At 64.8% G+C, this 24,517-nt stretch carries 21 protein-coding genes; 17 read left to right on the forward strand and 4 right to left on the reverse strand.

The window, feature by feature from the left end; translation table 11 throughout:
- Positions 1-88 precede the first annotated feature (88 nt).
- The 5 genes from secF to YQ44_RS28515 all read left to right on the forward strand — a co-directional run bounded on the left by secF (position 89) and on the right by YQ44_RS28515 (position 3,707).
- Entirely contained in the window at positions 89-1,111 is a 1,023-nt protein-coding gene (gene secF, locus YQ44_RS00375) for a protein translocase subunit SecF (protein ID WP_071321678.1), read from the forward strand.
- 73 nt (positions 1,112-1,184) lie between these two features.
- Positions 1,185-1,934 (forward strand): hypothetical protein, encoded by a 750-nt coding sequence (locus tag YQ44_RS00380; RefSeq protein ID WP_156894638.1) that lies wholly within the window; start codon positions 1,185-1,187, stop codon positions 1,932-1,934.
- On the forward strand, positions 1,931-2,632 hold the full coding sequence (locus YQ44_RS00385) for a helix-turn-helix transcriptional regulator (RefSeq protein ID WP_071321680.1): 702 nt from the start codon (positions 1,931-1,933) through the stop codon (positions 2,630-2,632). Before YQ44_RS00380 ends, YQ44_RS00385 begins: the two co-directional genes overlap by 4 nt.
- Before the next feature lie 74 nt (positions 2,633-2,706).
- Positions 2,707-3,333: a glutathione S-transferase family protein gene (locus YQ44_RS00390; RefSeq protein WP_071321681.1), complete on the forward strand. Its 627-nt coding sequence runs from the start codon at positions 2,707-2,709 to the stop codon at positions 3,331-3,333.
- Positions 3,334-3,536: 203 nt separating this feature from the next.
- Positions 3,537-3,707 (forward strand): hypothetical protein, encoded by a 171-nt coding sequence (locus YQ44_RS28515; RefSeq protein WP_156894639.1) that lies wholly within the window; start codon positions 3,537-3,539, stop codon positions 3,705-3,707.
- Here the strand turns inward: YQ44_RS28515 and YQ44_RS00395 are convergent.
- From YQ44_RS00395 to YQ44_RS00405, 3 genes are all read right to left on the reverse strand, one after another.
- On the reverse strand, positions 3,704-4,552 hold the full coding sequence (locus tag YQ44_RS00395; protein WP_071321682.1) for an HDOD domain-containing protein: 849 nt from the start codon (positions 4,550-4,552) through the stop codon (positions 3,704-3,706). The two genes, YQ44_RS28515 and YQ44_RS00395, sit on opposite strands and share 4 nt — an antisense overlap.
- A gap of 232 nt (positions 4,553-4,784) precedes the next feature.
- Positions 4,785-5,069, reverse strand: a complete 285-nt coding sequence (locus YQ44_RS00400; RefSeq protein WP_070290811.1) for a hypothetical protein — start codon at positions 5,067-5,069, stop codon at positions 4,785-4,787.
- A gap of 44 nt (positions 5,070-5,113) precedes the next feature.
- Positions 5,114-5,548, reverse strand: a complete 435-nt coding sequence (locus YQ44_RS00405) for a MarR family winged helix-turn-helix transcriptional regulator (protein ID WP_071321683.1) — start codon at positions 5,546-5,548, stop codon at positions 5,114-5,116.
- Between the two features lie 132 nt (positions 5,549-5,680).
- Here YQ44_RS00405 and YQ44_RS00410 point away from each other — a divergent pair, with 132 nt between their 5' ends.
- From YQ44_RS00410 to YQ44_RS00455, 10 genes are all read left to right on the forward strand, one after another.
- Positions 5,681-6,625 (forward strand): GlxA family transcriptional regulator, encoded by a 945-nt coding sequence (locus YQ44_RS00410; RefSeq protein WP_071321684.1) that lies wholly within the window; start codon positions 5,681-5,683, stop codon positions 6,623-6,625.
- A gap of 140 nt (positions 6,626-6,765) precedes the next feature.
- Complete coding sequence (gene astC / locus YQ44_RS00415; protein ID WP_071321685.1) at positions 6,766-8,007, forward strand: acetylornithine/succinylornithine family transaminase; 1,242 nt, start codon at positions 6,766-6,768, stop codon at positions 8,005-8,007.
- 94 nt (positions 8,008-8,101) lie between these two features.
- Positions 8,102-9,133 (forward strand): arginine N-succinyltransferase, encoded by a 1,032-nt coding sequence (locus YQ44_RS00420; protein ID WP_071321686.1) that lies wholly within the window; start codon positions 8,102-8,104, stop codon positions 9,131-9,133.
- A 13-nt stretch (positions 9,134-9,146) separates the two neighbouring features.
- Positions 9,147-10,199: an arginine N-succinyltransferase gene (astA, locus tag YQ44_RS00425; RefSeq protein WP_071321687.1), complete on the forward strand. Its 1,053-nt coding sequence runs from the start codon at positions 9,147-9,149 to the stop codon at positions 10,197-10,199.
- Positions 10,192-11,673: a succinylglutamate-semialdehyde dehydrogenase gene (gene astD, locus YQ44_RS00430; RefSeq protein ID WP_071321688.1), complete on the forward strand. Its 1,482-nt coding sequence runs from the start codon at positions 10,192-10,194 to the stop codon at positions 11,671-11,673. The genes astA and astD overlap by 8 nt, the downstream gene beginning before the upstream one ends.
- Positions 11,674-11,697: 24 nt before the next feature.
- On the forward strand, positions 11,698-13,038 hold the full coding sequence (gene astB, locus YQ44_RS00435; RefSeq protein ID WP_071321689.1) for an N-succinylarginine dihydrolase: 1,341 nt from the start codon (positions 11,698-11,700) through the stop codon (positions 13,036-13,038).
- A gap of 148 nt (positions 13,039-13,186) precedes the next feature.
- Positions 13,187-17,914, forward strand: coding sequence for an NAD-glutamate dehydrogenase domain-containing protein (locus tag YQ44_RS00440; protein ID WP_071321690.1), 4,728 nt, complete (start codon positions 13,187-13,189; stop codon positions 17,912-17,914).
- Entirely contained in the window at positions 17,914-18,939 is a 1,026-nt protein-coding gene (locus YQ44_RS00445; RefSeq protein WP_071321691.1) for a succinylglutamate desuccinylase, read from the forward strand. Before YQ44_RS00440 ends, YQ44_RS00445 begins: the two co-directional genes overlap by 1 nt.
- A gap of 148 nt (positions 18,940-19,087) precedes the next feature.
- Entirely contained in the window at positions 19,088-20,059 is a 972-nt protein-coding gene (locus tag YQ44_RS00450) for a DUF2167 domain-containing protein (RefSeq protein ID WP_083412084.1), read from the forward strand.
- A gap of 101 nt (positions 20,060-20,160) precedes the next feature.
- Positions 20,161-20,670 (forward strand): DUF1993 domain-containing protein, encoded by a 510-nt coding sequence (locus YQ44_RS00455; RefSeq protein ID WP_071321692.1) that lies wholly within the window; start codon positions 20,161-20,163, stop codon positions 20,668-20,670.
- On the opposite strand, the gene YQ44_RS00460 is transcribed toward YQ44_RS00455, so the two are convergent.
- Positions 20,667-21,233, reverse strand: a complete 567-nt coding sequence (locus YQ44_RS00460; protein ID WP_071321693.1) for a glycine zipper 2TM domain-containing protein — start codon at positions 21,231-21,233, stop codon at positions 20,667-20,669. The two genes, YQ44_RS00455 and YQ44_RS00460, sit on opposite strands and share 4 nt — an antisense overlap.
- A gap of 162 nt (positions 21,234-21,395) precedes the next feature.
- Here YQ44_RS00460 and YQ44_RS00465 point away from each other — a divergent pair, with 162 nt between their 5' ends.
- Together YQ44_RS00465 and YQ44_RS00470 are read left to right on the forward strand one after the other, a co-directional pair.
- Entirely contained in the window at positions 21,396-22,508 is a 1,113-nt protein-coding gene (locus tag YQ44_RS00465) for an NADH:flavin oxidoreductase/NADH oxidase (protein WP_071321694.1), read from the forward strand.
- 195 nt (positions 22,509-22,703) lie between these two features.
- On the forward strand, positions 22,704-24,287 hold the full coding sequence (locus YQ44_RS00470) for an ATP-binding cassette domain-containing protein (RefSeq protein ID WP_071321695.1): 1,584 nt from the start codon (positions 22,704-22,706) through the stop codon (positions 24,285-24,287).
- Positions 24,288-24,517 lie beyond the last annotated feature (230 nt).

Raw genomic sequence — 24,517 nt, forward strand, 5'->3', positions numbered from 1 at the left:
CAGCGCCCCGTCCTACTCAATAGCGTCAACAGCGATAGCGTCCGGTGGCCCAGCCGCCGGACGCACAGAACAGAACTCAGAGGATTTCATGGAATTTTTCCGGATCAAAAAAGATATTCCCTTCATGCGCCATGCGTTGATTTTCAACGTGATTTCGGCGCTTACCTTCGTGGCGGCCGTGTTCTTCCTGCTGCACAAGGGCTTGCACCTGTCCGTGGAATTCAAGGGCGGCACCGTGATGGAGGTGAAATACCCCAAGGCGGCCAATCTCGAAGGCATACGCGGCACCCTGATCGGCATGGGCTATGAAGAGCCGGGCGTGACCAGCTTCGACACGGCGCGCGACGTGATGATCCGCCTGCCGGTGGAAAAGGGCGTCACCGCCGCGAATACCTCGCTGCGCGTGTTCGAGGCGCTGTGCAAGGCCGAGCAAGGCACGACCAAGGGCATCGACACGGTCACCGAAAAGGGCGAGCACGTGCTCAAGAGCGCCTGCCTGGATGCGGCCGGCAACGAGGCGCTGGTCTTGCAGAAAGTCGAATTCGTCGGCCCGCAAGTGGGCGAGGAACTGGCGCAGAACGGCTTGAACGCGCTGGTGATGGTGATCATCGGCGTGATGATCTACCTGGCCATCCGCTTCGAATGGAAATACGCGGTGTCGGCCATCGTCGCCAACTTGCATGACGTGGTGATCATCCTGGGCTTCTTCGCCTACTTCCAGTGGGAATTCTCGCTGACGGTGCTGGCGGCGATCCTGGCGGTGCTCGGCTACTCCGTCAACGAATCGGTGGTGATCTTTGACCGTATCCGCGAAAACTTCCGCAAGCACCGCAAGGCCAGCGTGCATGAAGTGATCGACAATGCGATCACCAGCACCATCTCGCGTACCATCATCACCCACGGCTGTACCCAGATGATGGTGCTGTCGATGCTGTTCTTCGGCGGCCAGACCCTGCATCACTTTGCCATCGCGCTGACCATCGGTATCTGCTTTGGCATTTACTCGTCTGTGTTCGTCGCCGCGGCCATCGCCATGTGGCTGGGCGTGAAACGCGAAGACTTGATCAAGCCAGTCAAGGAAAAAGACGAGACCGACGGCGCCGTGGTGTAAGCGCGGGTCGTTGCATGTCGATTCAAAGACGATCACCGTTCGCGGTGGTCGTTTTTTTTTGTAACGGATGACGATGAAGCGTTTTTTATGCATGGGCATCATGGCCGGCGCGACCGCGCTGGCCGGCGCCGCCGATTTCAGCCGCATGGCCGATGGCAGCATCGCCATGCGCGGCGCGATCGCCGAGGGCGACGTGGACAGGCTGCGCCAGCTGGCCCCGCGCGAAGCGACCCTGTTGCGCGTGAATAGCGACGGCGGCGACGCGCAGGCCGCCATGCTGCTGGCGCGCCTGGTCCGCCAGCAGGGGTTCGACATCGCCATCGACACCGTCTGCACGGGCAGCTGCGCCAGCTATGTCTTCCCGGCCGCGCGGCGCAAGCGCATCCCGGCCGACGGCGTGCTGGCGCTGCAGGAATCGGCCTTCCTGCGCGCGCAGGCGAGCCCGGCGCAGTTGCGGCGCACGCTGGTCGAGGCGGGCGTGGCGGCCGAGGACCTGGAAACGGAAACCGATGCGCTGGCCGCGCAGCTGGCGGATGCGGCGGCGCTGGAAGCGGCATTTTCCCGCGACCTTGGCATCGCGCCCGCCTTTTACCGCGACTTCCGGCAGGTCGCGGCGCAGGCCGAGGCCACGCGCCAGCGCTTTCCCGACCAGGATGCCGCCGTCTTCTGGTGGCCGGCGGCCAAACGCCTTGAACGTTGCTACGGCATCGCGGCTGTCGACGAGGGCGCCCGCGCGGCGCGCCTGGCACCGGGCGGCTACCTGTATGTGCCGGCCCTGTCCGCGCTCGTCATGGGCGACCAGGGCTTGCAGGCCTGCCCATGAGCCGCAGCGGCCGTTTGTTCCTGCTGATGGACGCCATGCGCGCGAAACGGGTGCCGGTGACGGCCGCCCAGCTGGCGCAGCAGCTCGGCGTTTCCGAGCGCACGATTTACCGCGATATCCAGACCCTGGCCGAACTCGGTGCGCCGCTGCAGGGCGAAGCCGGCATCGGCTATGTGCTGCGCCGTGGCGTTTTTTTGCCGCCGCTGATGTTCGGTCCCGACGAACTGGAGGCGCTGGTGCTGGGCGCGCGCTGGGTGCGCCGCCAGGGCGATGCGGGCCTGGCGCAGGCAGCGTCCGCCGCGCTGGCGAAGATCGCCGCCGCCTCGCCGCGCGACCTGCGCGACAACATGGCCGAGACCAGCCTGTGGGTGCCGCTGGGCCGCCCCGCCGATGGCACGGAACCGGCCGACCGGTATGTGCAGCCGGTGCGCGAAGCCATCCGCTACGAGCAGAAACTCACGCTGGGCTACCAGGATGAGCGTGGCAGCGCCACGCAGCGCACGGTCTGGCCGTTTGCGCTGGCCTTTTTTGAGGGCAAGCGCCTGCTGGCCGCCTGGTGCGAGCTGCGCGGCGACTACCGCCATTTCCGCATCGACCGCATCGCCAGCGTGGACAACTGCGGTGAGCGCTATCCCACGCGTCGCCACGTCTTGCTGGAAACCTGGCGCAAGGCGCACGATATCGACCCGGAAACATAGAGTACGCTCCTGACAAAAACTGTCAGTGACGGCCCGTACGATGGTGGCTTCTTCACTCACCGGAGCTAGCCATCATGCGCCTCTACCACCACCCCATGTCCTCGAATGCCCGCCGTGCCCTGATGACGGCGATTCACCTTGAACTGCCGCTGGAACTGGCCGAAGTCGACCTGATGAATGCGGATGACCGCCGGCGCCTGGGCGAACTGAACCCGAACGGCAAGGTGCCCGTGCTGGCCGATGGCGATTTCCTGCTGTGGGAATCGTGCGCCATCATGCAATACCTGGCCGAGCAGGTGCCGGGCCAGACGATTTATCCGTCGGCGCCGCAAGCGCGTGCCGATGTCAACCGCTGGCTGTTCTGGGCCGCGCAGCATTTCGCGCCCGCCATCGGCGTGCTGGCGTGGGAGCGCGCGTGGAAAGGCATGACGGGCGGCGGCCCCGCGGACCCGCTGGAAGAGGCGCGCGGCGAGCGCGAACTGCATGCGTGCGCCGTGGTGCTCGACGCGCACTTGGCAAGGCGCAATTGGCTCAGCGGCGAAGACGTGACCCTGGCCGATTTTGCCGTGGCCGCGCCGCTGATGTACAGCGAGGCGGTGCGCCTGCCGCTGGGACAGTATGCGCATATCCAGGCCTGGTTCGGGCGCGTGCGGCAGCTGCGCGCCTGGCAGGCAACGCAAGTCGATCTGAGCGTCGGATAAATGTGCGCGCTAAGTGTGCCAGCGCACGGAGCCGTTTCCACGCACCGCATAAGATAGGGCTGTCTCTTTCAGGACATCCCTAGCTTTGGACTTTACCCGCTTTCGAGCGGGTTTTTTTTGTCCTGTTTTTTTGTACCGTTGGAACTTGAAAAGTTGATAAGTGCTCCGCATGTGGGCCGTACTCTCTCTCAAGAAGGCCCGCCATGTTCATGCCCCGCCATCCGAAGCCGCTGCTGAGTACCAAGGCCGTCGCCACGCTGGTGGTCCAGCATCGGCAGCAACGCCAGGCGGTGGACAAGCATGTGCTGATCGTCGAGACCGCCAAGGCCGCGCTTATCGCACCCGCACCCGCACCGAAGGCGGGCAGCGATTAATGCACGAGTACCTTCAGCAGCGACTGCACTTCATCGTCCGATTCTTCCATGATGCGCGACAGGGTCAAGTCATCGCCGATGACGCAGTCGATGCTGCGCGCGGCGCGGGCGGCCCGCACGGCGATGGCGGCCGGGCTTTCGTTGAGCGGCGACGCCACCGGCGCCAGGTCGTTGGCCAGCAGCAAGGTGTCGCCCAGCGACTCGGGCGGGATGGCGCGCAAGCCTTCCCACAGGGAGCCAATGGCTTGCATCACGGCTTCCGGCACCTTGAGCTTGGTCAAGACGCCGTGGCCGATGGCTTGCTCGCCATGTTCGACCCAGTCCTGCGGCTCGCCTTCCAGGATGCCGGGAAATTCGGCCGCGCGCGACAGCATGTAGAAACCGCCCACTTCATGCATGATGCCGGCAAACAGCGCGGTATCGGGATCGACCTTGGTGACGCGGCGCGCCAGCACCTGCGACAGCGCCGCCACGTGGGCCGTATGTTCCCACAGCTGGTTGGCCTTCGCTTGCAGCACGGGATCGGTGATGGTGCTGCCCAGCTGGCGCACGATCAGCGACGCCACCACCGATTGCAGGGTGCGCACGCCGAGCCGTTGCACGGCATTGCGCACGCTGGTGATTTCGTTGCCGGAGCGGTTGAAGGCCACGGAATTGGCGATGGCCACCGTGCGCGCGGCCAGCAGCGGATCGGCCTGCACCAGCTTGGCCGCCGCCTCGATATGGCAGTCGGGATCGGCCAGCGCCTGCTGCAGCTTGAGCGAAGCGTCCACATTGGCGGGAAAGGTCAGCTCGCCGCGACCGGCAAGTGCGGCGATACTTTTAAAGGCGTCGAGTCTGTTCATTGAAAAAATTATACTCGCAATATTTCCGTACGGAACTTTTTAAGCGTGATCTTTTCGCAAACAGCCTGGCAAAAGGCAAGCAAAGCCTCGTAAACGCCAAAAGGGCACGCCACTGTATCAGCGGCATGCCCTTTTTTAATGACAGCGATCGTTAAAGCGCTGGACAGGACCATCGCGAGCGGATCATCGCAGGCCGCAAAGACCACCGCGCAGCAGGTCCCGTCAAGCGCTACTACAGAGATTCGCTGAAGATGGCATCGCAGCCTTCGACCAGCTCGTCGCTGTCTTCCAGTTCATCCGTCAAGCCCAGGTCGAACAATTCCTCGACGGCGTTCATGAAGCTGTTGTGCTTGGTTGCGCCGATCAGGCGGTAGATTTCGCCATCTTCGTTGCGCACGCCGATGATCAGTTTTTCCTGGCGCACCAGTTCAGGCGTGCTGGCGTTGAGCAAGAGGTTGCCGATGATGTGTTTGTCGAAATGAGCGGGCTTTTTGCCTTCGAGCAGTGTGGTTTTCAACTTGTTTCCTTTGTCTTGTTTGAATGTCTGTGCTTGATGAAATGTCAGCTGTGACCGTTGGCGATGGCATGTTTCAAGCCTGTCAGGGTCGTTTCCAGGCGACTGAAATCGTCGTCCGTATAGTGCGCAAACAGGCGCTGGCCCTGCGTGGTCAGCTTGGGGAACACGTCATGGAACACGTGCTCGCCCTCGCAGCTCAGGCGCACGAAATAGGAGCGCTTGTCGCGTGGACAACGCTCCCGTATCACCAGCCCCTTCTGTTCCAGCCGGTCCACCACACCCGTCAAGGTCCCCTTGGTGATCAGGGTTTTCTGGCCCAGTTCCTTGTAGGACATGCCGCAGGTGTTGCCGAGCGTGGCAATGATGTCGAATTGCGCATGCGTCAAGCCGTACTGGCGCACGAAGTCGCCTGAAAACCGCTCGAAGCCTTGCATGCACTCGGCCAGCAGCCGGATACTTTTTAAATATCGTTCACCCATAGGGCGTGATTATATCCTTCTGTCCCGCTTTTTTCCGCCGCGTCAGGATGCGCTGTTGCATGAGGGTCTGGATGGGGCTGAAGTCCGGTATCATGTGTGCAACTCAGCCCTTGCCCCTATCCCGCCTCGCCGATGTCTTTCGCTAATCTTTCCCGTATCGGCCTCGACAAACCGCTGCGTTTGCTGCTGGTCCATGCCGGCGATGCCGAGTCGATTACCTGGGCCGGCCTGGTGCAGCCGCTGCGCCTGTGCGCGCGGGCGCTGGGCCCCGAGGCGCTGCAGCTCGAGGTGCGCACGCCCGAACAGGTGGCCGCGCAGGGCGGCAACTGGCATATCGCGCTGCTGGTGGCCGACGAGACGGAAGCACCGCTGCGTGCCGAGCTGTGCCGGGCCGTGATCGAGCGCTGCCGCTCGGCGCCGTTCTGGGGCGGCGTCGGTGCGGCCGTGCTGTGGCTGGCCGACGCGGGTGTCATGGATGGCGTGCGCATCGCCTTGCCGTGGGCCCTGTATGCCGATGCGGAGGCGAAAGCCGAGCGGGCCATCCTGACGCCGCACCTGTTCGACATCGACGGTCAGCACATCACGTGCTGCGGCGGCGCGGCCAGCATCGACTTTTCGCTGACCCTGATCGAAACCGTGTTTGGCGCCGACGTGCAGGCGCTCGTCAAGGAAGCGCTGTGCGTGGACAAGGTGCGCGGCAAGGAAGAGCGCCAGCGCGTGGCCCTGCAGGCGCGTTTCGGCGTGCTGCAGCCGAAACTGTCGGAAGCCGTCACCTTGATGGAGGCCAATATCGAGGAGCCGCTGTCGACGGACGACATCGCCAGCCTGGTGGGCCTGTCGCGGCGCCAGCTTGAGCGGCTGTTCAAGCAATACCTGGGCAGCCTGCCGTCGCGCTATTACCTGGAGCTGCGGCTGCAACGCTCGCGGCAACTATTGCTTGATACACATTATTCCATCGTGCAAGTGGGCCTGATGTGCGGTTTTTCTTCCGGTTCGCACTTTTCCACAGCATTTGGCACCCTGTTTGGCAATACGCCGCGCGAAGAGCGGCAAAGAAAGCTCATGCCCCCACCTTAATTGAGGCAAGCCCGGCTGTGATGAATTGTGAAAATCCTTGTCGCAGATTCAAAAGAGTTTTAGCATCCCGCTTTTTATAATGCTGTACACACGTGGCTGTCGTAGCTGCGGGAGTACCTAACATATTGATGGGGAATGCTATGAATGCCAAGCTTGATTCGACCGTAACGGCTCGTCCAGTCACCCGGGAAACCTTTGACCAGGTCCTGGTTCCTACCTACGCTCCCGCTGCCATGGTTCCCGTGCGCGGTACCGGACTGGATCTGTGGGACCAGTCTGGCAAGCATTACCTCGATTTCACCTCCGGCATCGCCGTCAACAGCCTGGGCCACTGCCATCCAGCCCTGGTCGACGTGCTGACCAAGCAAATCAACAACCTGTGGCATTTGGGCAACGGCTACACCAACGAGCCCGTGCTGCGCCTGGCGCTGGCCCTGACGGAAGCGACCTTCGCCGACCGTGCCTTCTTCTGCAACTCGGGCGCGGAAGCCAATGAAGCGGCCCTGAAACTGGCGCGCAAGTATGCGCACACCAAGTTTGGCGCGCACAAGTCGCGCATCATCTCGTGCTTCAGCTCCTTCCACGGCCGCACCTTGTTTACGGTCTCCGTCGGCGGCCAGGCCAAGTACACGGAAGGCTTCGAGCCGCTGCCGCAAGAAATCAACCACATCGCCTACAACGACATCGAAGCGGCACGCGCCGCTATCGGTGACGACGTATGCGCGGTGATCGTCGAGCCGGTGCAAGGCGAAGGCGGCGTGGTGCCAGGCAATCCGGAATTCCTCAAGGAGCTGCGCGCCCTGTGCGACAAGACCGGCGCCCTCCTGATTTTCGACGAAGTCCAGTGCGGCATGGGCCGCACTGGCGCGTTGTTCGCGTACATGGGCTATGGCGTCACGCCGGACATCCTGACGGCCGCCAAGGCGCTCGGCAACGGCTACCCGATCGGCGCCATGCTGACCACCGACGCGCTGGCGCAGACGCTGGCCGTCGGCACCCACGGCACCACCTACGGCGGCAACCCGCTGGCCGCCACCGTGGCCCTGAAAGTGCTGGAAACGATCAACACGCCGGCGTTCCTGGCGCGCGTCAAGGACGCCAGCGTCAACACCATCGCCATGCTGCAAGGCTTGATCAGCGACTACCCGCAAGTGTTCTCCGTGGTGCGCGGCAGCGGTTTGCTGCTGGGCCTGGTAGTCACCGATGCCTACAAAGGCCGCGCGAAAGACATCCAGAAAGCGGCCGAAGCGCAAGGCTTGATGGTGCTGATCGCAGGCATGGACGTGGTGCGCCTGGCGCCGGCCCTGATCGTCTCGGATGAGCAGATCGCCGAGGCAGGCCGCTTGCTGCGCGTGGCCATCGACGGCTTGCTGAAAGCCTGACGCTGGCTTCGCTCCCTGTTTGATCACCGGCCCGCCGCTTTGCTGCGGGCCGGCTTGGTTCTACCCTAGGATTGTCCGCATTGAAGGAGTACCCATGTATGTTGTCCGTCCGGTAGAAATTGCGGATATTGCAGCCCTCGAAGCGCTGGCCGCGGTAACCATGCCGGGTGTCCATACCCTGCCGAAGACGCGCGAGAAAATCGCCGCCTCCGTCGAGCGCTCCATCGCCTCGTTTGCCGCCCATGTCGACATCCCCAGCGAAGAGTCGTATCTCTTCGTGCTTGAATCCCTGCTCGACAAGAGCATCGCCGGCACGGCCGCCATCTTCGCCTCGGCCGGCTCGAACGGTACCTATTTTTCCTTCCGTAACGACGTCATCCAGCAAGTCTCGCGCGACCTGAACATCAGCCACAGCGTGCATGCGCTGACCCTGTGTTCCGAGCTGACGGCGTACTCGCAGCTGTCCGGTTTCTATGTACGCAATATGGACCAGGCGGGCCTGGAAGCGGCCCTGCTGTCGCGCGCGCGGCTGCTGTTCGCCGTGCTGGCGCCGCACCGTTTCGGCGACCGCTTCTTCGTCCCGCTGGCCGGCATCACGGATGCCGACGGCCAGTCGCCGTTCTGGGATGCGCTGGGCCGCAAGTTCTTCCAGATGGATTTCCTCGATGCCGAAAAGGTCATCGGCGGCGCGCGCAACCGCACCCTGATCGTCGAGCTGATGCCGCATTACCCCGTGTACGTGCCGCTGCTGCCCGGCGACGCGCAGGCGGCCATGGGCCAGATCCACCCGAGCGGCGAACTGGCGTTCAACCTGCTGACGGAAGAAGGTTTCGAGGCCGACGACTACATCGACATCTTCGACGGCGGCCCGATCCTGCAGGCGCACAAGAATTCGCTGCGCTCGTTTACGGGTTCGCTCACGCGCCGCGTCGTCGCGGGCGTCACGCCCAGCCGCACGGGCCTGAAAGTCAATTACGCGATCGCCTCGGGTGCCGAGCGCAATTTCCGCGCCGTCACCTTCACCTGCGATGCGCTCGAAGCGCAGGACACCATCGGCTTGCCGGCCGAACTGCTCGAAGCGCTGGCCGTGGCCGAAGGCGACAGCGTCATTTGCGTGCGTATCTAAGGGAGTCAATTTTATGTTAGTAGTACGCGCCATCAACGCCAACGACCTCGATGCCCTGTATGGCCTGGCCAGCCAGGTCGGCACCGGCATGACCACCCTCAAGCCGGACATGAAAATGCTGGGCGACCGCCTGGCCATCGCCTGCGCCTCGTTCGCCGAAACCATCCCGCCCGAAAAGCGCGACTACATGTTCGTCATGGAGGATACCGACACGGGCCGCCTGGCCGGCGTGTGCGCGATCAAGGGCGCCGTGGGCCTGGAAGAACCGTTTTATAACTATCGCATCGGCACCCTCGTGCATTCGAGCCGCGAGCTCGACGTGTTTACGCGGATGGAAACGCTGTACCTGTCGAACGACCTGACGGGCAGCACGGAACTGTGCTCGCTGTTCCTGCACCCCGATTACCGCAGCGGCAACAACGGCAAGCTGCTGTCGAAAAGCCGCTTTCTCTTCATCGCCCAGTTCCCGCACCTGTTCACGGAAAAGCTGATCGCCGAAATGCGCGGCTACCAGGCGCCGGACGGCAGCTCGCCATTTTATGAGGGCCTGGGACGCCACTTCTTCAAGATGGATTTCCACCACGTCGACGATTTGACGAGCCTGGGAAAAAAATCCTTCATCGCCGAGCTGATGCCGCGCCAGCCCATGTACGTGGCCTACCTGCCCGACGAAGCGCAGGAAGTCATCGGCAAGGTGCATCTGAGCACGGCGCCCGCGCGCCGCCTGCTGGAGCAGGAAGGCTTGCACTTCGAAGGCTATGTCGACATTTTCGACGCCGGTCCCGTGCTGCAGGCGCGCGTCTCCGAGCTGCGCGCCATGCGCGACAGCATGCTGGCCGTTCTCGATGCCGGGGCGGCGCCTGAAGCCTGTGGCGACCTTGCCCAGGCCGAACCATACCTGGTGTCGAACACCGACCTGAAAGATTTCCGCATGATCGTCACCGGCGCCAATCCGCATAGCGGCAAGATCGCGCTGGACGACGCCGAACTGCACCTGCTGCGTAGCCACAACGGCGACACCGTGCGCACGCTGTCACTCAACCCGAGGAAGCATCCCCATGTCTAATGTGAATACCACGCAATCGAACTTCATCAACGGCGCCTGGCTGCCAGGCACGGGCCGCGAACTGCTCACCATCGATCCGTCGAACGGCAAGCAGACCTGGGCCAGCCTGGAAGCGACGCCAACGCAGGTTGAACAGGCTTGCCAGGCGGCCCGCGCCGCCTTTGAAGCATGGGCCGACACGCCCGTCGAAGAGCGCATCGCCATCTGCGTGCGCTTTCGCGAACTGCTGAAGGAACATGCCGAAGCGCTGGCGCTCCTGATCTCGGAAGAAGTGGGCAAGCCTTTGTGGGAATCGCGCACGGAAGTGGCCACCATGGCCAACAAGATCGATATCTCGGTGCAGTCGTATCACGCGCGCACCGGTGTCACGCAAAGCAAGATCGCCGATGGCGATGCCGTGCTGCGTCACCGCCCGCATGGCGTGTTCGGCGTCTTTGGTCCGTACAACTTCCCCGGCCACCTGCCGAACGGCCATATCGTGCCAGCCCTGATCGCCGGTAACACCATCGTCTTCAAGCCCAGCGAATACGCACCGCGCAGTGCCATCAAAACCGTGCAGCTGTGGCAGCAGGCGGGCTTGCCGAACGGCGTCGTCAACCTCGTCAACGGCGGGCGCGACACGGGCGTGGCCCTGGGCGCGAATGCGCACCTCGACGGCGTACTGTTTACGGGTTCCTGCCAGACGGGCATCAGCCTGCACCGCCAGTTCGGCGGCCAGCCGGGCAAGATGCTGGCGCTGGAAATGGGCGGCAATAACGCTTTGGTGGTGTGGGACGTGAAAGACGTGGACGCCGCCGTGCACCACGCGATCTTCTCCGCCTTTGTCTCGGCCGGCCAGCGCTGCACGTGCGCGCGCCGCCTGGTGGTGCAGGACAATGCCGCCGGCGCCGCCTTTGTCGCGCGCCTGGTGGAAGTGGCGGCAAAACTGGGCATCGGCGCTTCCGACGCCCAGCCGCAGCCGTTCATGGGCCCGGTCGTATCGAGCGCCGTGGCCGCGCGCCTGGTGCAGGCGCAGGCGGACATGGTGGCCAAGGGCGGCACCACCCTGCTGCAGATGCGCCAGCTGAATCCCGAGGCCGGGTTTGTGACGGCCGGTATCGTCGACGTCACCAACGCCAGCGGTATTCCCGACGAGGAGTGGTTCGGCCCCTTGCTGCAGGTGATACGCGTGGCTGATTTCAACGCCGCCCTGAAGGTCGCCAACGCCACCGAATTCGGCCTGGCCGCCGCGCTGCTGTCCGATGATCCGGCCCTGTGGCAAACCTTCCAGGTACGCGCGCGCGCCGGCATCGTCAACTGGAACCGTCCGACCACGGGCGCGGCCAGCACGGCGCCGTTCGGCGGTATCGGCAAGTCGGGCAACCACCGTCCGAGCGCGTACTACGCGGCCGATTACTGCGCCTATCCGGTCGCCTCGATCGAGAACGGCGCCCTGGAAATGCCGGCCAAGCTGTCGCCCGGCCTGAATTTTTAAGTTTAAGGTTTATAAGGAATACCCATGCACAGCACGCGCGAATACAACTTTGACGGCCTGGTGGGCCCATCGCATAACTATGCGGGGCTCTCGTTCGGCAACGTGGCCTCGTTCAGCAATGTGAAAAGCGCTTCGAATCCGAAGCAGGCCGCCTTGCAGGGCCTGGCCAAGATGCGCGCGCTGGCCGCGCGCGGCTTTGCACAGGCCTTGCTGCCGCCGCAGGACCGTCCGAATTTCTGCCTGCTGCGCTCAATCGGCTTTACCGGCAGCGATGCGGAGGTATTGGCGCGCGCGTACAAGGAATCGCCCGTCATCCTCGCGTGCGCGTATTCCGCTTCGCCCATGTGGACGGCGAACGCCGCCACGGTCAGCCCGTCGGCCGACACGCAGGATGGGCGCGTGCATTTCACGGCCGCCAACCTGAATAACAAGCTGCACCGCGCCTTCGAGCATGCGCAGTCGGCGCGCAGCCTGCGCGCCATTTTCAAGGACGACAAGCACTTCGCCGTGCACGATGCGCTGCCGTCGACGCCCGCCTTTGGCGACGAGGGCGCGGCCAACCACACGCGCCTGGGCGCGGGCCACGGCGCGCCATCGGTTGAATTGTTCGTGTATGGTCGCGTGGAGTTCGACCCGTCGGCCCCGAGTCCGAAGCGCTACCCGGCGCGCCAGACCCTGGAAGCGTCGCAAGCCGTGGCGCGCCTGCATGGCCTGGACGCGAAGCGCACCGTGTACGTGCAGCAGAACCCGGACGTGATCGACCAGGGTGTGTTCCACAACGACGTCATCGCCGTCGGCAACGGCAATGTGCTGTTTTATCACGAGCAGGCGTTTGCCGATGAAGAGGCGAGCCTGTCGCAGCTGCACCGCGCCGTCGCCGGCACGGGAGCGGACCTGCAGGCGCTGCGCGTGGACACGGGCCAGGTGCCGATCGCGGACGCCGTCAGCAGCTACCTGTTCAACAGCCAGCTGCTGACGAAGGAAGACGGCAGGATGGCGTTGGTGATTCCGCAGGAGTGCCAGGAAAACCGCGCCGTGTCGCGCTACCTGGCAAGCCTGGTGGCCAGCGGCGGCCCCGTCGATGAACTGATTCATTTCGACCTGCGCCAGAGCATGCGCAACGGCGGCGGGCCCGCCTGCCTGCGCTTGCGCGTGGCGTTGACGGAAAACGAAGCGCGCGCCATGCACCAGGGCGTGATCATGACGGAAGCGCTGTACCATCGGCTGGTGCAATGGGTGGAGAAGCACTACCGCGACCACCTGGAACCGAGCGACCTGGCCGACCCGCAGCTGGCGCTGGAAGTGCATGCGGCGCTTGAAGAATTGACGATCATCCTCAACTTACCTGGATTGTACGACTTGTAGGCGATAGAAAAACACACAGAAAATCCGAGACAGACCATCCGTAGCACAGAATTGGACGGGCGACCCCCGTCTCTTGACACCGCTGCCGCGCAGCCACAAGCCCGAACGACAGCGTTGGACATTCACATTACCGTAATGGAGATGCAAGATGAATCACACGCCACAAGATTTGCGTACACAAACGCTGGAGCTGGTCAACGCAGTGAGCAATGCAGGCAAGGCGGCAGCGCCGGTCGTGCAGCTGGTGCAGGCATGGCTCGACTCGCTCGACGCCGAAGACCTGGCCGACATCGCGCCCGGCAGCCTGGCGCCGGTACTGGTGGACGGTTTTACGCAAGCGGCCAAGCGCACCGGCAGCGGTTGCCAGATCGCCACCCTGCGTTATGCGGATGGCCGTGGCGGCATGGCGAGCGCCTTGCTGATCCTGAACGAAGACATGCCTTACCTGGTCGACTCCATCGTCATGGCCATGCGCCGCCAGCACCTGGCCGTGCGCGGCGTGATGAACACCGTGCTGCCCGTGCGCCGCGCCGCTGACGGCAGCGTGGAAGCCGTGCGCCAATCCGGCGATCCGCTCGAATCGTATGTGCTGGTGCTGCTCGGCGAAGAACTGGCGCCCGACGCGCTGGCCGCGCTGGTCGCCGCCATCGACATGGTGGCGCGCGACGCCTTTGTGGTGCGCCGCGACAGTGCCGTCATGGGCGAGCGCCTGGCGGCTGTCGCCACGGCCGCATCGCAGCATGGCGAAGAGGGCGCGGAAGTTGCCGCCTTCCTGGAATGGGCCCGCAGCGGCGGCTTTGAAGTCTTCGGCTACGCCTACTACCGCGTCAAGCCGGGCGTGCGCGAACTGGAACGCGATATCCCGAGCCGCGTCGGCGTGCTGCAGGATACGGCGCACCCTGTGTACGGCACCTGCCTGGCGAATATCCCGGGCGACTTCGACACCCTGGCCAAGCGCGAATCGGCGCTGTCCATCGTCAAGGCGGACGTGGCAGGCACTCTGCACCGCGACCAGCAGCTCGACTTCATCGGCGTGCGCGACACGGACGCGCAAGGCGCGATCCTGGGCGAGCATTGCTTCGTCGGCCTGTTCACCCGCGCCGGCAATTCCACCCCGCTGGCGGCGCTGCCTTTCGCGCGCGGCCGCGTGGCCAAGGTACTGAGCCTGGCCGGCGTGCGCCAGCAGGGCTTCCGCGCCGAGAAATTCCGTGAAATCCTCGAATCGCTGCCGCGCACCGAAGCGCTGGAAGCGGACCTCGACTGGCTGGCGCAGGTATGCGGCGCCGTCGTCTCGCTGTACAAGCAGCCGCGCACCAAGGTCTTCGCGCGCCGCGACGTATATGCGCGCCACCTGAACGTGCTGGTGTACCTGCCGCGCGAGCGCTACAGCGCCAGCGTGGCATCGAGCCTGGCGAAGGCCCTGCAGGCCAGCTCCGGCGCCACGCATGTGAGCACGCAGACCCTGGTGGCCGACGGCCCCCTGGCGCGCGTCTACCTGATCGCCCATGCCGCGCGCTACCCGCTGGACCTGGAAACGGATATCGAGCAGCCGCTGCTGGGCGTGCTCGATGGCTGGCATAACGGCTTCGCCGCCGTGGCCGACGCCGTGCCCGACGTGGCACTGCGCACCAGCCTGCGCAAACTCTGCGCCACCCTGCCGCTCGATTACGTGGCCGCCACGGCGCCGGCCGTCGCCTTCCGCGACCTCGACACCATCCTGCGCAACACCGACCCGTCGCACGTGGCCGTGCGCATCGAGACGGGCGCCGTCACCACCATCCGCCTGTACTCGGCCAACCGCGTGCCATCGCTGTCGACCATCCTGCCGGCCCTGCATAACGCGGGCGTGGCGATCGACCGCGAACAGGCGTATTCGATTTCGCCGGCCGAAGGCACGCGCTATTTCGTCACCAGCCTGACGGTCGATGCCGCCAGCGCGGCGAAACTGGCGCAGCCATCCGTCGTCGCCGTGGCGCAGGAACTGTTTGCCGCGCTGTTCAACGATGACGCCGAAGACGGCCGCCTGAATGGCCTGGTCATCGAAGGCGGCCTGTCGACGCGCGAAGTGCAGCTGGTGCGCGCCTACACCAGCTACTGGCGCCAGACGGGCAGCCGCTTCTCGGTGCGCTACATCGCCGAAAGCCTGCGCAAGCAGCCGGCCCACGTGAAAGCCCTGGTCGAAGCCTTCCTGCAGCGCTTCGATCCATCGCTGTCCGACGCGCAGCATGCGGCGGCCCTGGAAAGCATCGCTGCCATCAAGGCCGGCCTGCCGTCCGTGAACCACGCCGATACCGAGGAAATCCTCGGCGCGCTGGCCGATTTGATCAGCGCCACGCTGCGCACCAGCTACTTCCAGAACAAGCAGCAGGGCGACAAGATCATCTTCAAGTTCGACACCAGCAGCCTGGCGCTGGTGCCGGAACCGCGTCCTTACCGCGAGATTTTCGTGTTCTCGCGCCGCTTCGAAGGCGTGCACCTGCGCGGCGGCCCCGTCGCCCGCGGCGGCTTGCGCTGGTCGGACCGCATGGAAGATTACCGCACCGAGGTGCTGGGCCTCGTCAAGGCGCAGATGGTGAAGAATGCCGTCATCGTGCCGGCCGGCGCGAAGGGCGGTTTTGTCTGCAAGATGATGCCGAAGGACGCCGTGCGCGAAACCATCGCGGCAGAAGGCGAAGCCGTCTACCGCCTGTTCATTTCCAGCCTGCTGGAAGTGACGGACAACCGTTCGCTGGGCAATATCGTTCCGCCAGTCGACACCGTGTGCTTCGACGACGCCGATCCTTACCTGGTGGTGGCTGCCGACAAGGGCACGGCCACGTTCTCGGACATCGCCAACGGCATCGCCGTGCAGCGCGGTTTCTGGCTCGGTGACGCGTTCGCCTCGGGCGGCTCGAACGGCTACGACCACAAGAAGCTGGGCATCACGGCCAAGGGAGCGTTCGAAGCCGTGAAACGCCATTTCTATGAAATGGACCACGACCTGAACACGACGCCGATCACCATGGTCGGCGTGGGCGACATGTCGGGCGACGTGTTCGGCAATGGCGTGCTGTTGTCGCGCCAGCTGAAACTGGTGGCCGCGTTTGACCACCGCCACATCTTCCTCGACCCGACACCGGACGTCGCCGTCTCGTTCGAGGAGCGCGCGCGCCTGTTCGCCTTGCCGCGTTCGTCGTGGGACGACTACAACAAGGGCTTGATTTCGGCCGGCGGCGGCGTGTATCCGCGCTCCGCACGCACGATCGAGCTGTCGCCGCAGATCCGCGCCGCGCTCGATATTGCAGAGACCTCGCTGGCGCCGGAAGAACTGATGCACCGCATCCTGAAGTCGCCCGTGGACCTGTTCTACAACGGCGGCATCGGCACCTACATCAAGGCGTCGACGGAAACCCATGCGCAGGTGAAGGACCGCGCGAATGACCATATCCGCGTCAACGGCAATGAGCTGCGCGTGAAGGTCGTGGCCGAAGGCGGCAACCTCGGCGCGACGCAGGCGGGCCGCATCGAGTTCGCGCTGACGGGCGGTCGCATCTTCACCGATGCGATCGACAACTCGGCCGGCGTGGATTGCTCGGACCATGAAGTCAACGTGAAAATCTGGCTGGACGTGGAAGTCAACGCCGGCAAGCTGACAGAGGAAGAACGCAACCGCGAGCTGTATGCGATGACGGACGACGTCGAGCGCCTGGTCTTGCGCGACAACACGCAGCAGACGCATTTGCTGGTGCGCGAATTGCAGGCGCAGGGCGAGAGCGCCGTGCAGGATGGCTACGCCGCCCTGATCGCCAGCCTGGAAGAAGAGGGCGCCCTGTCGCGCGAACTGGAACAGCTGCCGTCGGTGGCCGAACTGGCGCGCCGCAAGGCCGACGGCCGTGGCCTGACCACGCCGGAGCTGGCGGTGGTGATCGCCAACGTGAAGAACCGCTTCAAGCGCATCCTGTCCGCGCTGCCGCTGACGGATGCAACGTGGGCCGAGCCGGTGCTGAAACCCTACTTCCCGTCCTTGCTGGTGGAAACCCGTTCTGCGCTCGACCACCCGCTGGCCAACGCCATCCTGGCGACCGTGCTGGCCAATGAAGTGATCAACCGCTGCGGCCCGCTGATGATCCGCAACCTGGCGGCGGAACATGGCGTCGACGAGTCGGCCGTGATCCTGGCCTGGGGCCAGGCCTGGGTGGCGCTGAACCTGGCGCCCGTGTTCGACGCGCTCGATGCCGATGCCCTGACGATTCCACGCGAAGTATCGATCAAGGTCGATGCGCAGACGCGCGTGCTGCAGCAAACCATGATCGCCGGCGTGCTGTCAGTGCCGGCCGAGCAGCTGCGCGGCGCCGGCCTGGCCGAGCTGACCCGCCTGTTTGGCGCGGAATCGAAGCGCGAACTGCTGCAAGCCGTCGGCATCAAGTCCGAAGCGGCGCTGGTGCCGGGCCTGAAGCCGGCATTCGTGCAGGCGTGGGATGCGGTCGATGCGCTGGAAGTCGTCGCCGGCTTCCTGTTCCCGGCCTTGTCCGTGCCGCGTCCTGCCTCGATGGACCTGGCGGCCTTCCTGCAACTGGGCCTGGCCCTGCGCAGCCAGGCCGGCATCGACACCTTGGAACGCGGCCTGAAGCTGGCGGCGCAAGGCAAGTCGCAGGAACAGCTGCGCAACTACGCGCAGCAAGCCCTGCGCCGCACGCAACAGCGCCTGCTGACGCAAGTGCTGGCGCGCGCCGAGCAAGGCAATGCGGGCCAGGCCGTCGATGCGGTGACGGGCGCGCTGGGCCTGTCGGCCTATGTGGCGGCAACGGAACTGGAGCAAGCCATGCTGGACGTATGGACGCTCTCCGAAGCCGTGAATAAAATCACGGCGAAAGCCCCAGCGGAAGCGGCGGTGTAATGACGCAAGCAGCAACACAAGGAGCAGCGCAGGCCGTACCGGGCGCCGGCGGCTTGCCGCCGGCCGTGCAGGCGCTGGCGCAAGCCGATTTCAGCGCCGTGGCGCAGCTGTTCGCCAACGCCGGTTTCACGGTGGCCTTGCCTTCGCCCGGCATGCTGCAGGTGCGCAAGCCGGGCGAAGGCCGCGCCAGCGTGGCCGTCTCGGTGGGCGTGCATGGCGACGAGACGGGGCCGATCGAAGTGCTGGCGCATCTGCTCGACGCCCTGTCGCGCGATGCGTCGGCACTGGCCGTCGACCTGCTCGTCTGCGTGGGCAACGTCGATGCGATCCGGGCCGGCAAGCGTTTCATCGACGCCGACCTCAATCGCATGTTCCGCCCCGTGCGGGGGAGCCTGGCGCAGGCGGCGGAAAGCGCGCGCGCCGATGAAATGATCGCCGCCACGGCAGCGTTCTTCGGCGCGGCCGGCCCCGTGCGCTGGCACCTGGATTTGCACACGGCCATCCGTCCTTCCGTGTATCCGACGTTCGCCATCGTGCCGGACCTGGTGGCCGACGACGCCAAGGCGCAGCTGATAGCCTGGCTGGGCCAGGCGGCCATCGGCGCCATCATCATGAACCCGCAGTCGGCCGGCACCTACAGCTATTATTCGGCCGAGCATTTCGGCGCGGCCGCCAGCACGGTGGAGCTGGGCCGCGTGGGCACTCTGGGGCAGAACGACTTGTCCCTGTTCGACGACGTGTCGCGCGCGCTGGACGGCTTGCTGCGCGGCCTGCCGGCGCAACCCGTCAAGGCGGCGCCGCACGTGTTCAAGGTGGCGCAGGAAATCATCAAGCATAGCGATGAATTCCGCATGGCCTTCGACCGCAGCACGCAAAACTTCACGTCGCTGCCGCAGCATGCCGTGATCGCCAGCGATGGCGAGCATGTCTATACGGTGCAGCATGCGGAAGAGCTGGTGGTGTTTCCGAATCCCGACGTGCGCGTGGGCTTGCGCGCGGGATTGATGGTGGTACGTACCTCCTGAGTGTCCGGCCAAGACACTGCATCAGGCGCCAGCCGGGGAAACCCGCCTGGCGCTTTTTTCATGAAAAAAATGCCGCACAGAAATAATTATCCATTAGGCAATCATCTGGGCTAAAATATTTGCCCTTTTGCAATTCTTTGGATCGATCATGTTGAAACGCCTGCTGGCAGCCCTGCTGTGCCTGACCCTCTCCGGCCTGATGGCCGCCGCCCATGCCGAAGAGAAGGCATCCGCAACGGAAATGACGGCCGAGCAATTCCTCGACCAGTTGCACCTGCAGCGCGGCAAGATCACCTTGCCAGGCGGCATTGCCACCCTGGACTTGCCAGCCAACTTCCGCTACCTGTCGCCGGCCGATGCCGAGCGCGTGCTGGTCGACGCCTGGGGCAATCCACCGGGCATGGAATCGCTGGGCATGATCGTGCCCGCCAAGATCAGCGTGCTCGAGCGCGATAGCTGGGGCGTGGTGGTGACGTATGAAAAGGAAGGGCACATCAAGGACGACGACGCGGACAGCATCAAGTACGACGAGTTGTTGAAGGATATGCAGGCCTCGGTGCTGGAAAACAACGCGGAGCGCAAGAAGCAGGGCTATCCCGGCATCCATTTGATGGGCTGGGCGGAAAAACCCAGCTATGCCAAGGAGACGCACAAGCTGTACTGGGCCAAGGATCTGATGGTCGATGGCGGCGAGCACTCGCTGAACTACAACGTGCGCGTGCTGGGCCGCGAAGGCGTGCTGAACCTGAATGCCATCGCCAGCATGCAGCAGATCGCGACGATCAAGCAGGAAATGCGGCAAGTGACGGCATTCACGGAATTTACCGAGGGTAACCGCTACGCGGACTTTGACAGCAAGACGGACAAGGTGGCCGAGTATGGCCTGGCGGCGCTGGTGGCTGGCGGCGTGGCCAGCAAGATGGGCCTGTTTGGGAAATTGCTGGCGCTGCTGCTGGCCTTCAAGAAAGTGCTGATCCTGGCCGTGGTGGGCGCCGGTGCCGCCATCGTCAAGTTCTTTGGCGGCAAGCGCAAGGAAACGCAGCCGCAGCCAGCGCCGCAGCCGGACGCGGACGAACAGTCCGGCCATGCGCCGGATGGCAAGGTGAATCTGGATAAATAGGACGAACTGGGCCGATCCGTGTGCTGGCGCACATGCGTGCGCAGCCACAGGATGGCGCCTCGGGTACACTGGCTCATCGTTCAATTTACCAGGAGTCCGCCATGTCCGTGTCCATGTATCAGGCAACCATTCCCGTCTTCATCCGCGGCTTGCGCGTCGTTTCGGCCTTGCTGGAAAAGGGCCAGGCGCACGTGGAGGAAGACGGCATCGTGCCCGAGATCTTACTGGGCGCGCAGCTGGCGCCCGACATGCTGGACTTGACGGCGCAGGTGCAGCGCGTCAGCGATACGTCGAAGATGTCGGTCGAGCGCCTGAGCGGCGTGCCGGCGCCGAAGTTCGAGGATAACGAGGCATCGTTCGAGCAATTACAGGAACGCATTGCCAACACCATCGCCTATATCGACAGCGTGAATGCGGGCCAGATGGCGGGCAGCGCGCAGAAGGAAGTCGTGCTGAACTGGACTGACGAGGGGACGACCTTCTCGGGCGACGATTACCTGCTCAGCTTTGCCTTGCCGAACTTCTATTTCCATGTTTCCATGGTCCACGCCATTTTGCGGAACAATGGCGTGGCCGTGGGCAAGCTCGATTATCTGGGACCATACGATTAACGTTGCGGCTGCTGTACCTGGTTCTGTACTGCATTGCCCAGCATGCCGCCGCCGATGACGCCGGCCACGGTCGCCAGCGCCTTGCCGCGGCCGCCACCTACCTGATTGCCGATCAAGCCGCCGATGACGGCGCCCGTGCCGATGCCCACGTAGTTGGGCTGGGCCGGGGCCGGCGCCGGTTGTTGCTGGCGTACCGGTTCGCGATAGGCCGTCTCGCGGTAGCCATCGTTGCTGTCATTGTAGGCGGGGCGCGCCTGCGCCACTTGCGTGTGGTGCACGACGCGCTTGTGCACGACGGGCGCCGGGGCTGGCGCCGGGGCGGCTTGCGCGACGACAGGCGCGGCGAGCGGTGCCGGCACGGGAGCCGTCGCGGGAGCGGCCAGGGCAGCGGCGCTGGCCGGCGTCATGGCCGCCACATCGGCAGGCACGGCTGGCGCATTCGCGCGCGAATTGGGCAGGATGCCGGCGATGGACGCCGCGCCCACCAGGCACAGGACCGTGACGGAAATGGCGGCGCCGGCCATCAAGGGGTGGATGCGGTTGGCGGTGGTCGTCGTGTTCATGTGTTCTCCTGGGTGTGGCACTGCGGGTGTTGTTGATGTGGCCAGATTAACGGTCTCCTCGCCGCAAGGCTAGACGCTGCGCTGTATCAAACGTAAGCAGGTGTAAGGCCCCGATCGCCAAAGCGCAGTAGAATCGGTGCTTCCCCTTTTCCGGAGTGCGCCATGAGTCAGCTCTTCACGCCATTCGCGCTGGGCCCCCTGCAGGTGGCCAACCGCATCGCCATCGCGCCCATGTGCCAGTACTCGGCCGACAACGGCAACGCCACCGACTGGCACATGATCCACCTGGGCCACCTGGCCCTGTCCGGCGCGGGCGTGCTGATGACGGAGGCGACGGCCGTCTCGCCCGAGGGACGCATCTCGGCCGAGGACCTGGGCCTGTGGTCGGACGCCAACCAGGCGGCGCTGGCAAAAGTGGTGCAGGCGATCCGCCGCCATGCGCCTGTCCCGCTGGTGGTGCAGCTGGGCCATGCGGGACGCAAGGCGTCGAGCCGCGCGCCATGGGAGGGGGGCGCCTGCGTGCGCCTGGCCGATGGCGGCTGGCAAACGGTGGCGCCGTCCGCCATCGCCCACGCGCCGGGCGAGACGGTGCCGCTCGCCCTCGACGAGATGGGCTTGTTGCAGATCAAGGGGGCCTTTGTCGCCGCCGCCCAGCGCGTGCATGCGCTCGGCATCGAAGGCATCGAACTGCACGCGGCGCATGGCTATCTGCTGCACCAGTTCCTCTCGCCCCTGTCGAATCATCGCACGGATGCGTATGGCGGCAGCCTGGACAATCGCATGCGTTTTCCGCTGGAAGTCTTCGACGCCGTGCGCGCCGCCGTGCCCGCCAGCGTGGCCGTGGGCGTGCGCCTTTCCGCCACGGATTGGGTCGACGGCGGCTGGGAGATCGAGCAAAGCGTGCGCTTCGCACAGGAACTCAAGCAGCTGGGCGCCGATTTCATTCACGTCTCCAGCGGCGGCATTTCTCCGCAGCAGCAAATTCCCGTCGGCCCCGGCTACCAGGTGGCGTTTGCCGAGCGCATCAAGCGCGACAGCGGCTTGCCCACCATCAGCGTGGGCTTGATCACGGAGGCGCAGCAGGCGGAAGACATCATCGCGCAGGGCCAGTCCGACATGGTGGCGCTGGCCCGGGCCATCCTGTTCGACCCGCGCTGGCCCTGGCATGCGGCGGCCCAGCTGGGTGCGCAAGTGCAGGCGCCACCGCAGTACTGGCGTTCGCAGCCGCGCGAATTGAAGCAGCTGTTCGGCGACACGACCCTGGGCCAGCGCTGACAGGCCGATGCTGGCGTGCCGCGCGTGCCGCGTCGGCAACGCGCGCCATCTTCTGCTAGACTCACGGCTCCTTCCAACATTCCTCCAGGACGCTTCGACATGCGCCATTGATACTGCCGTGCTGTGCACGGCCTTGCCCTTCCCGCCAGCGCGCTGCGTGCCGCGCGGGTTCGCCAGCCTGCCCAAGGAGTATCCATGCCCGCTTTGCTACAACTCGACCGTCTTTCCTTTGCGCTGCCCGATGGCCGCGCCCTGTTTTCCGATCTGCAATTTACTTTTGCCCCGCAGCGTATCGGCCTCGTCGGCGATAACGGCGTGGGCAAGAGCGTGCTGGCGCGCCTGCTGGCCGGCCTCGAACAGCCCACCAGCGGCGCCGTGCGTGGCGACGGCACGCTCCATTGCGTGGCGCAGGAGCTCGACCCGCAGCGCTATCCCACCGTGGCCGCGCTTGCCGGCATGGATGGCTTGCTGGCCGCGCTCGAACGTATTGCCGCCGGTTCCGTCGATGCCGACGATTACGCGCTGGTGGGCGAGCGCTGGGATGCGCCGGCCAAGCTGCGCCAGGCGCTCGACGAGATCGACTTGCCGCATGTGGAAGCCGGCACGCCGACGGCCAGCCTGAGCGGCGGCGAACGCCAGCGCATCGCCCTGCGGGGGGCCTGGCTGTCGCAGGCGGACTGGTTGCTGCTCGATGAGCCGAGCAACCATCTCGATGCGCGCCAGCGTGCCCGCCTGGTGGCGCAGATCGCGCGCTGGCCGCGCGGCTTGCTGCTGGTCAGCCATGACCGCGGCTTGCTGCAGCACGTCGATGCCATCGTCGAATTGTCGAGTCTGGGCTTGCGCAGCTATGGCGGCAACTATGCGTTTTACGCGCAGCAGCGCGCGCAGGAGCAAGCTGGTTTTGTTGCCGCCCTGCAGGCGGAGAAGGCGGGCGCCAGGCGCGGGCAGCGCGAGGCGCAGCAGCAGGCGGAGCGCCAGCAGCGCAGAGTCGGGCGCGGCGAGAGGGAAGGGCGCGAAGGCAATCAAAGCAAGCTGCTGCTCGATGCGAAAAAGGAAAAGAGCCAGGATAGCCAGGGCAAGCTGCGCCTGCGCGCGCAGGAGGCGCTGCAGGCGCGCCTGCAGCGGGTGCTTGAAGCCCGCGCCCGTTGCGCGCCCGACGCCGAACGCCTGCTGCTGGCGCCGGACAGCGTCGTCCCCAACGGCAAGTTGCTCCTTGAGCTGCGCGCGCTGGTCTTGCCGTATGGCCAGGCGCAGCCGCTGGACTTGCAGCTCAGCGGCCCGCGCCGCCTGGCCGTGACGGGAAACAACGGCAGCGGCAAGTCGACCCTGCTGCGCGTGATCGCGGGGCAACTGGCGCCCGCCGGCGGCGAGTTGCGTTGCCATGCGCGGGTGGCCTGGCTGGACCAGCACGCGGGCGCCCACGCCGGTGGCTTGAGCGCCGTGCAGCGTTTGCAGGAGCGCAACAGCACCCTGGCGGAAGGGGAGTTGCGCACGCGGCTGGCGCTGCTGGGCATCGCCGGCGCGCGCGCCACCATGCCCAGCCACCTGCTCAGCGGAGGCGAGCGCATGAAGCTGGCGCTGGCGGCCGAACTGTACGCGCAGGCGCCGCCCCAGTTGCTGCTGCTCGACGAACCCGACAATCACCTGGACCTGGCCAGCCTGCAGGCGCTGGAACAGATGCTGCTGCAATATCAGGGTGCGTTACTTGTGGTATCGCACGACCAGGCGTTTCTGAATGCGATAAACCTTGATCCAGCGGGCTTGACATTGCTTAAGTGATAATTGAATGAAAAAATACACGCTCGATGCCTGTAGAGCATGCTTCATGAAACGATGCTGAATTTTGTTTGATTGTCGGTATAATCCACTGAATAACCGGGCCTATTTGTGAACTAAAACTGCTGGTTCACCAATATGATGACGTTTAATCTGGCACTGTTGACGGTCTATGGCCGCGCGGCCAGGGCAGCGTTATCCCAGCCCAGCCGTTCATGAATTTCGGTTTCGTT

The sequence above is a fragment of the Janthinobacterium sp. 1_2014MBL_MicDiv genome (assembly GCF_001865675.1).
Classification (GTDB): Bacteria; Pseudomonadota; Gammaproteobacteria; order Burkholderiales; family Burkholderiaceae_D; genus Janthinobacterium.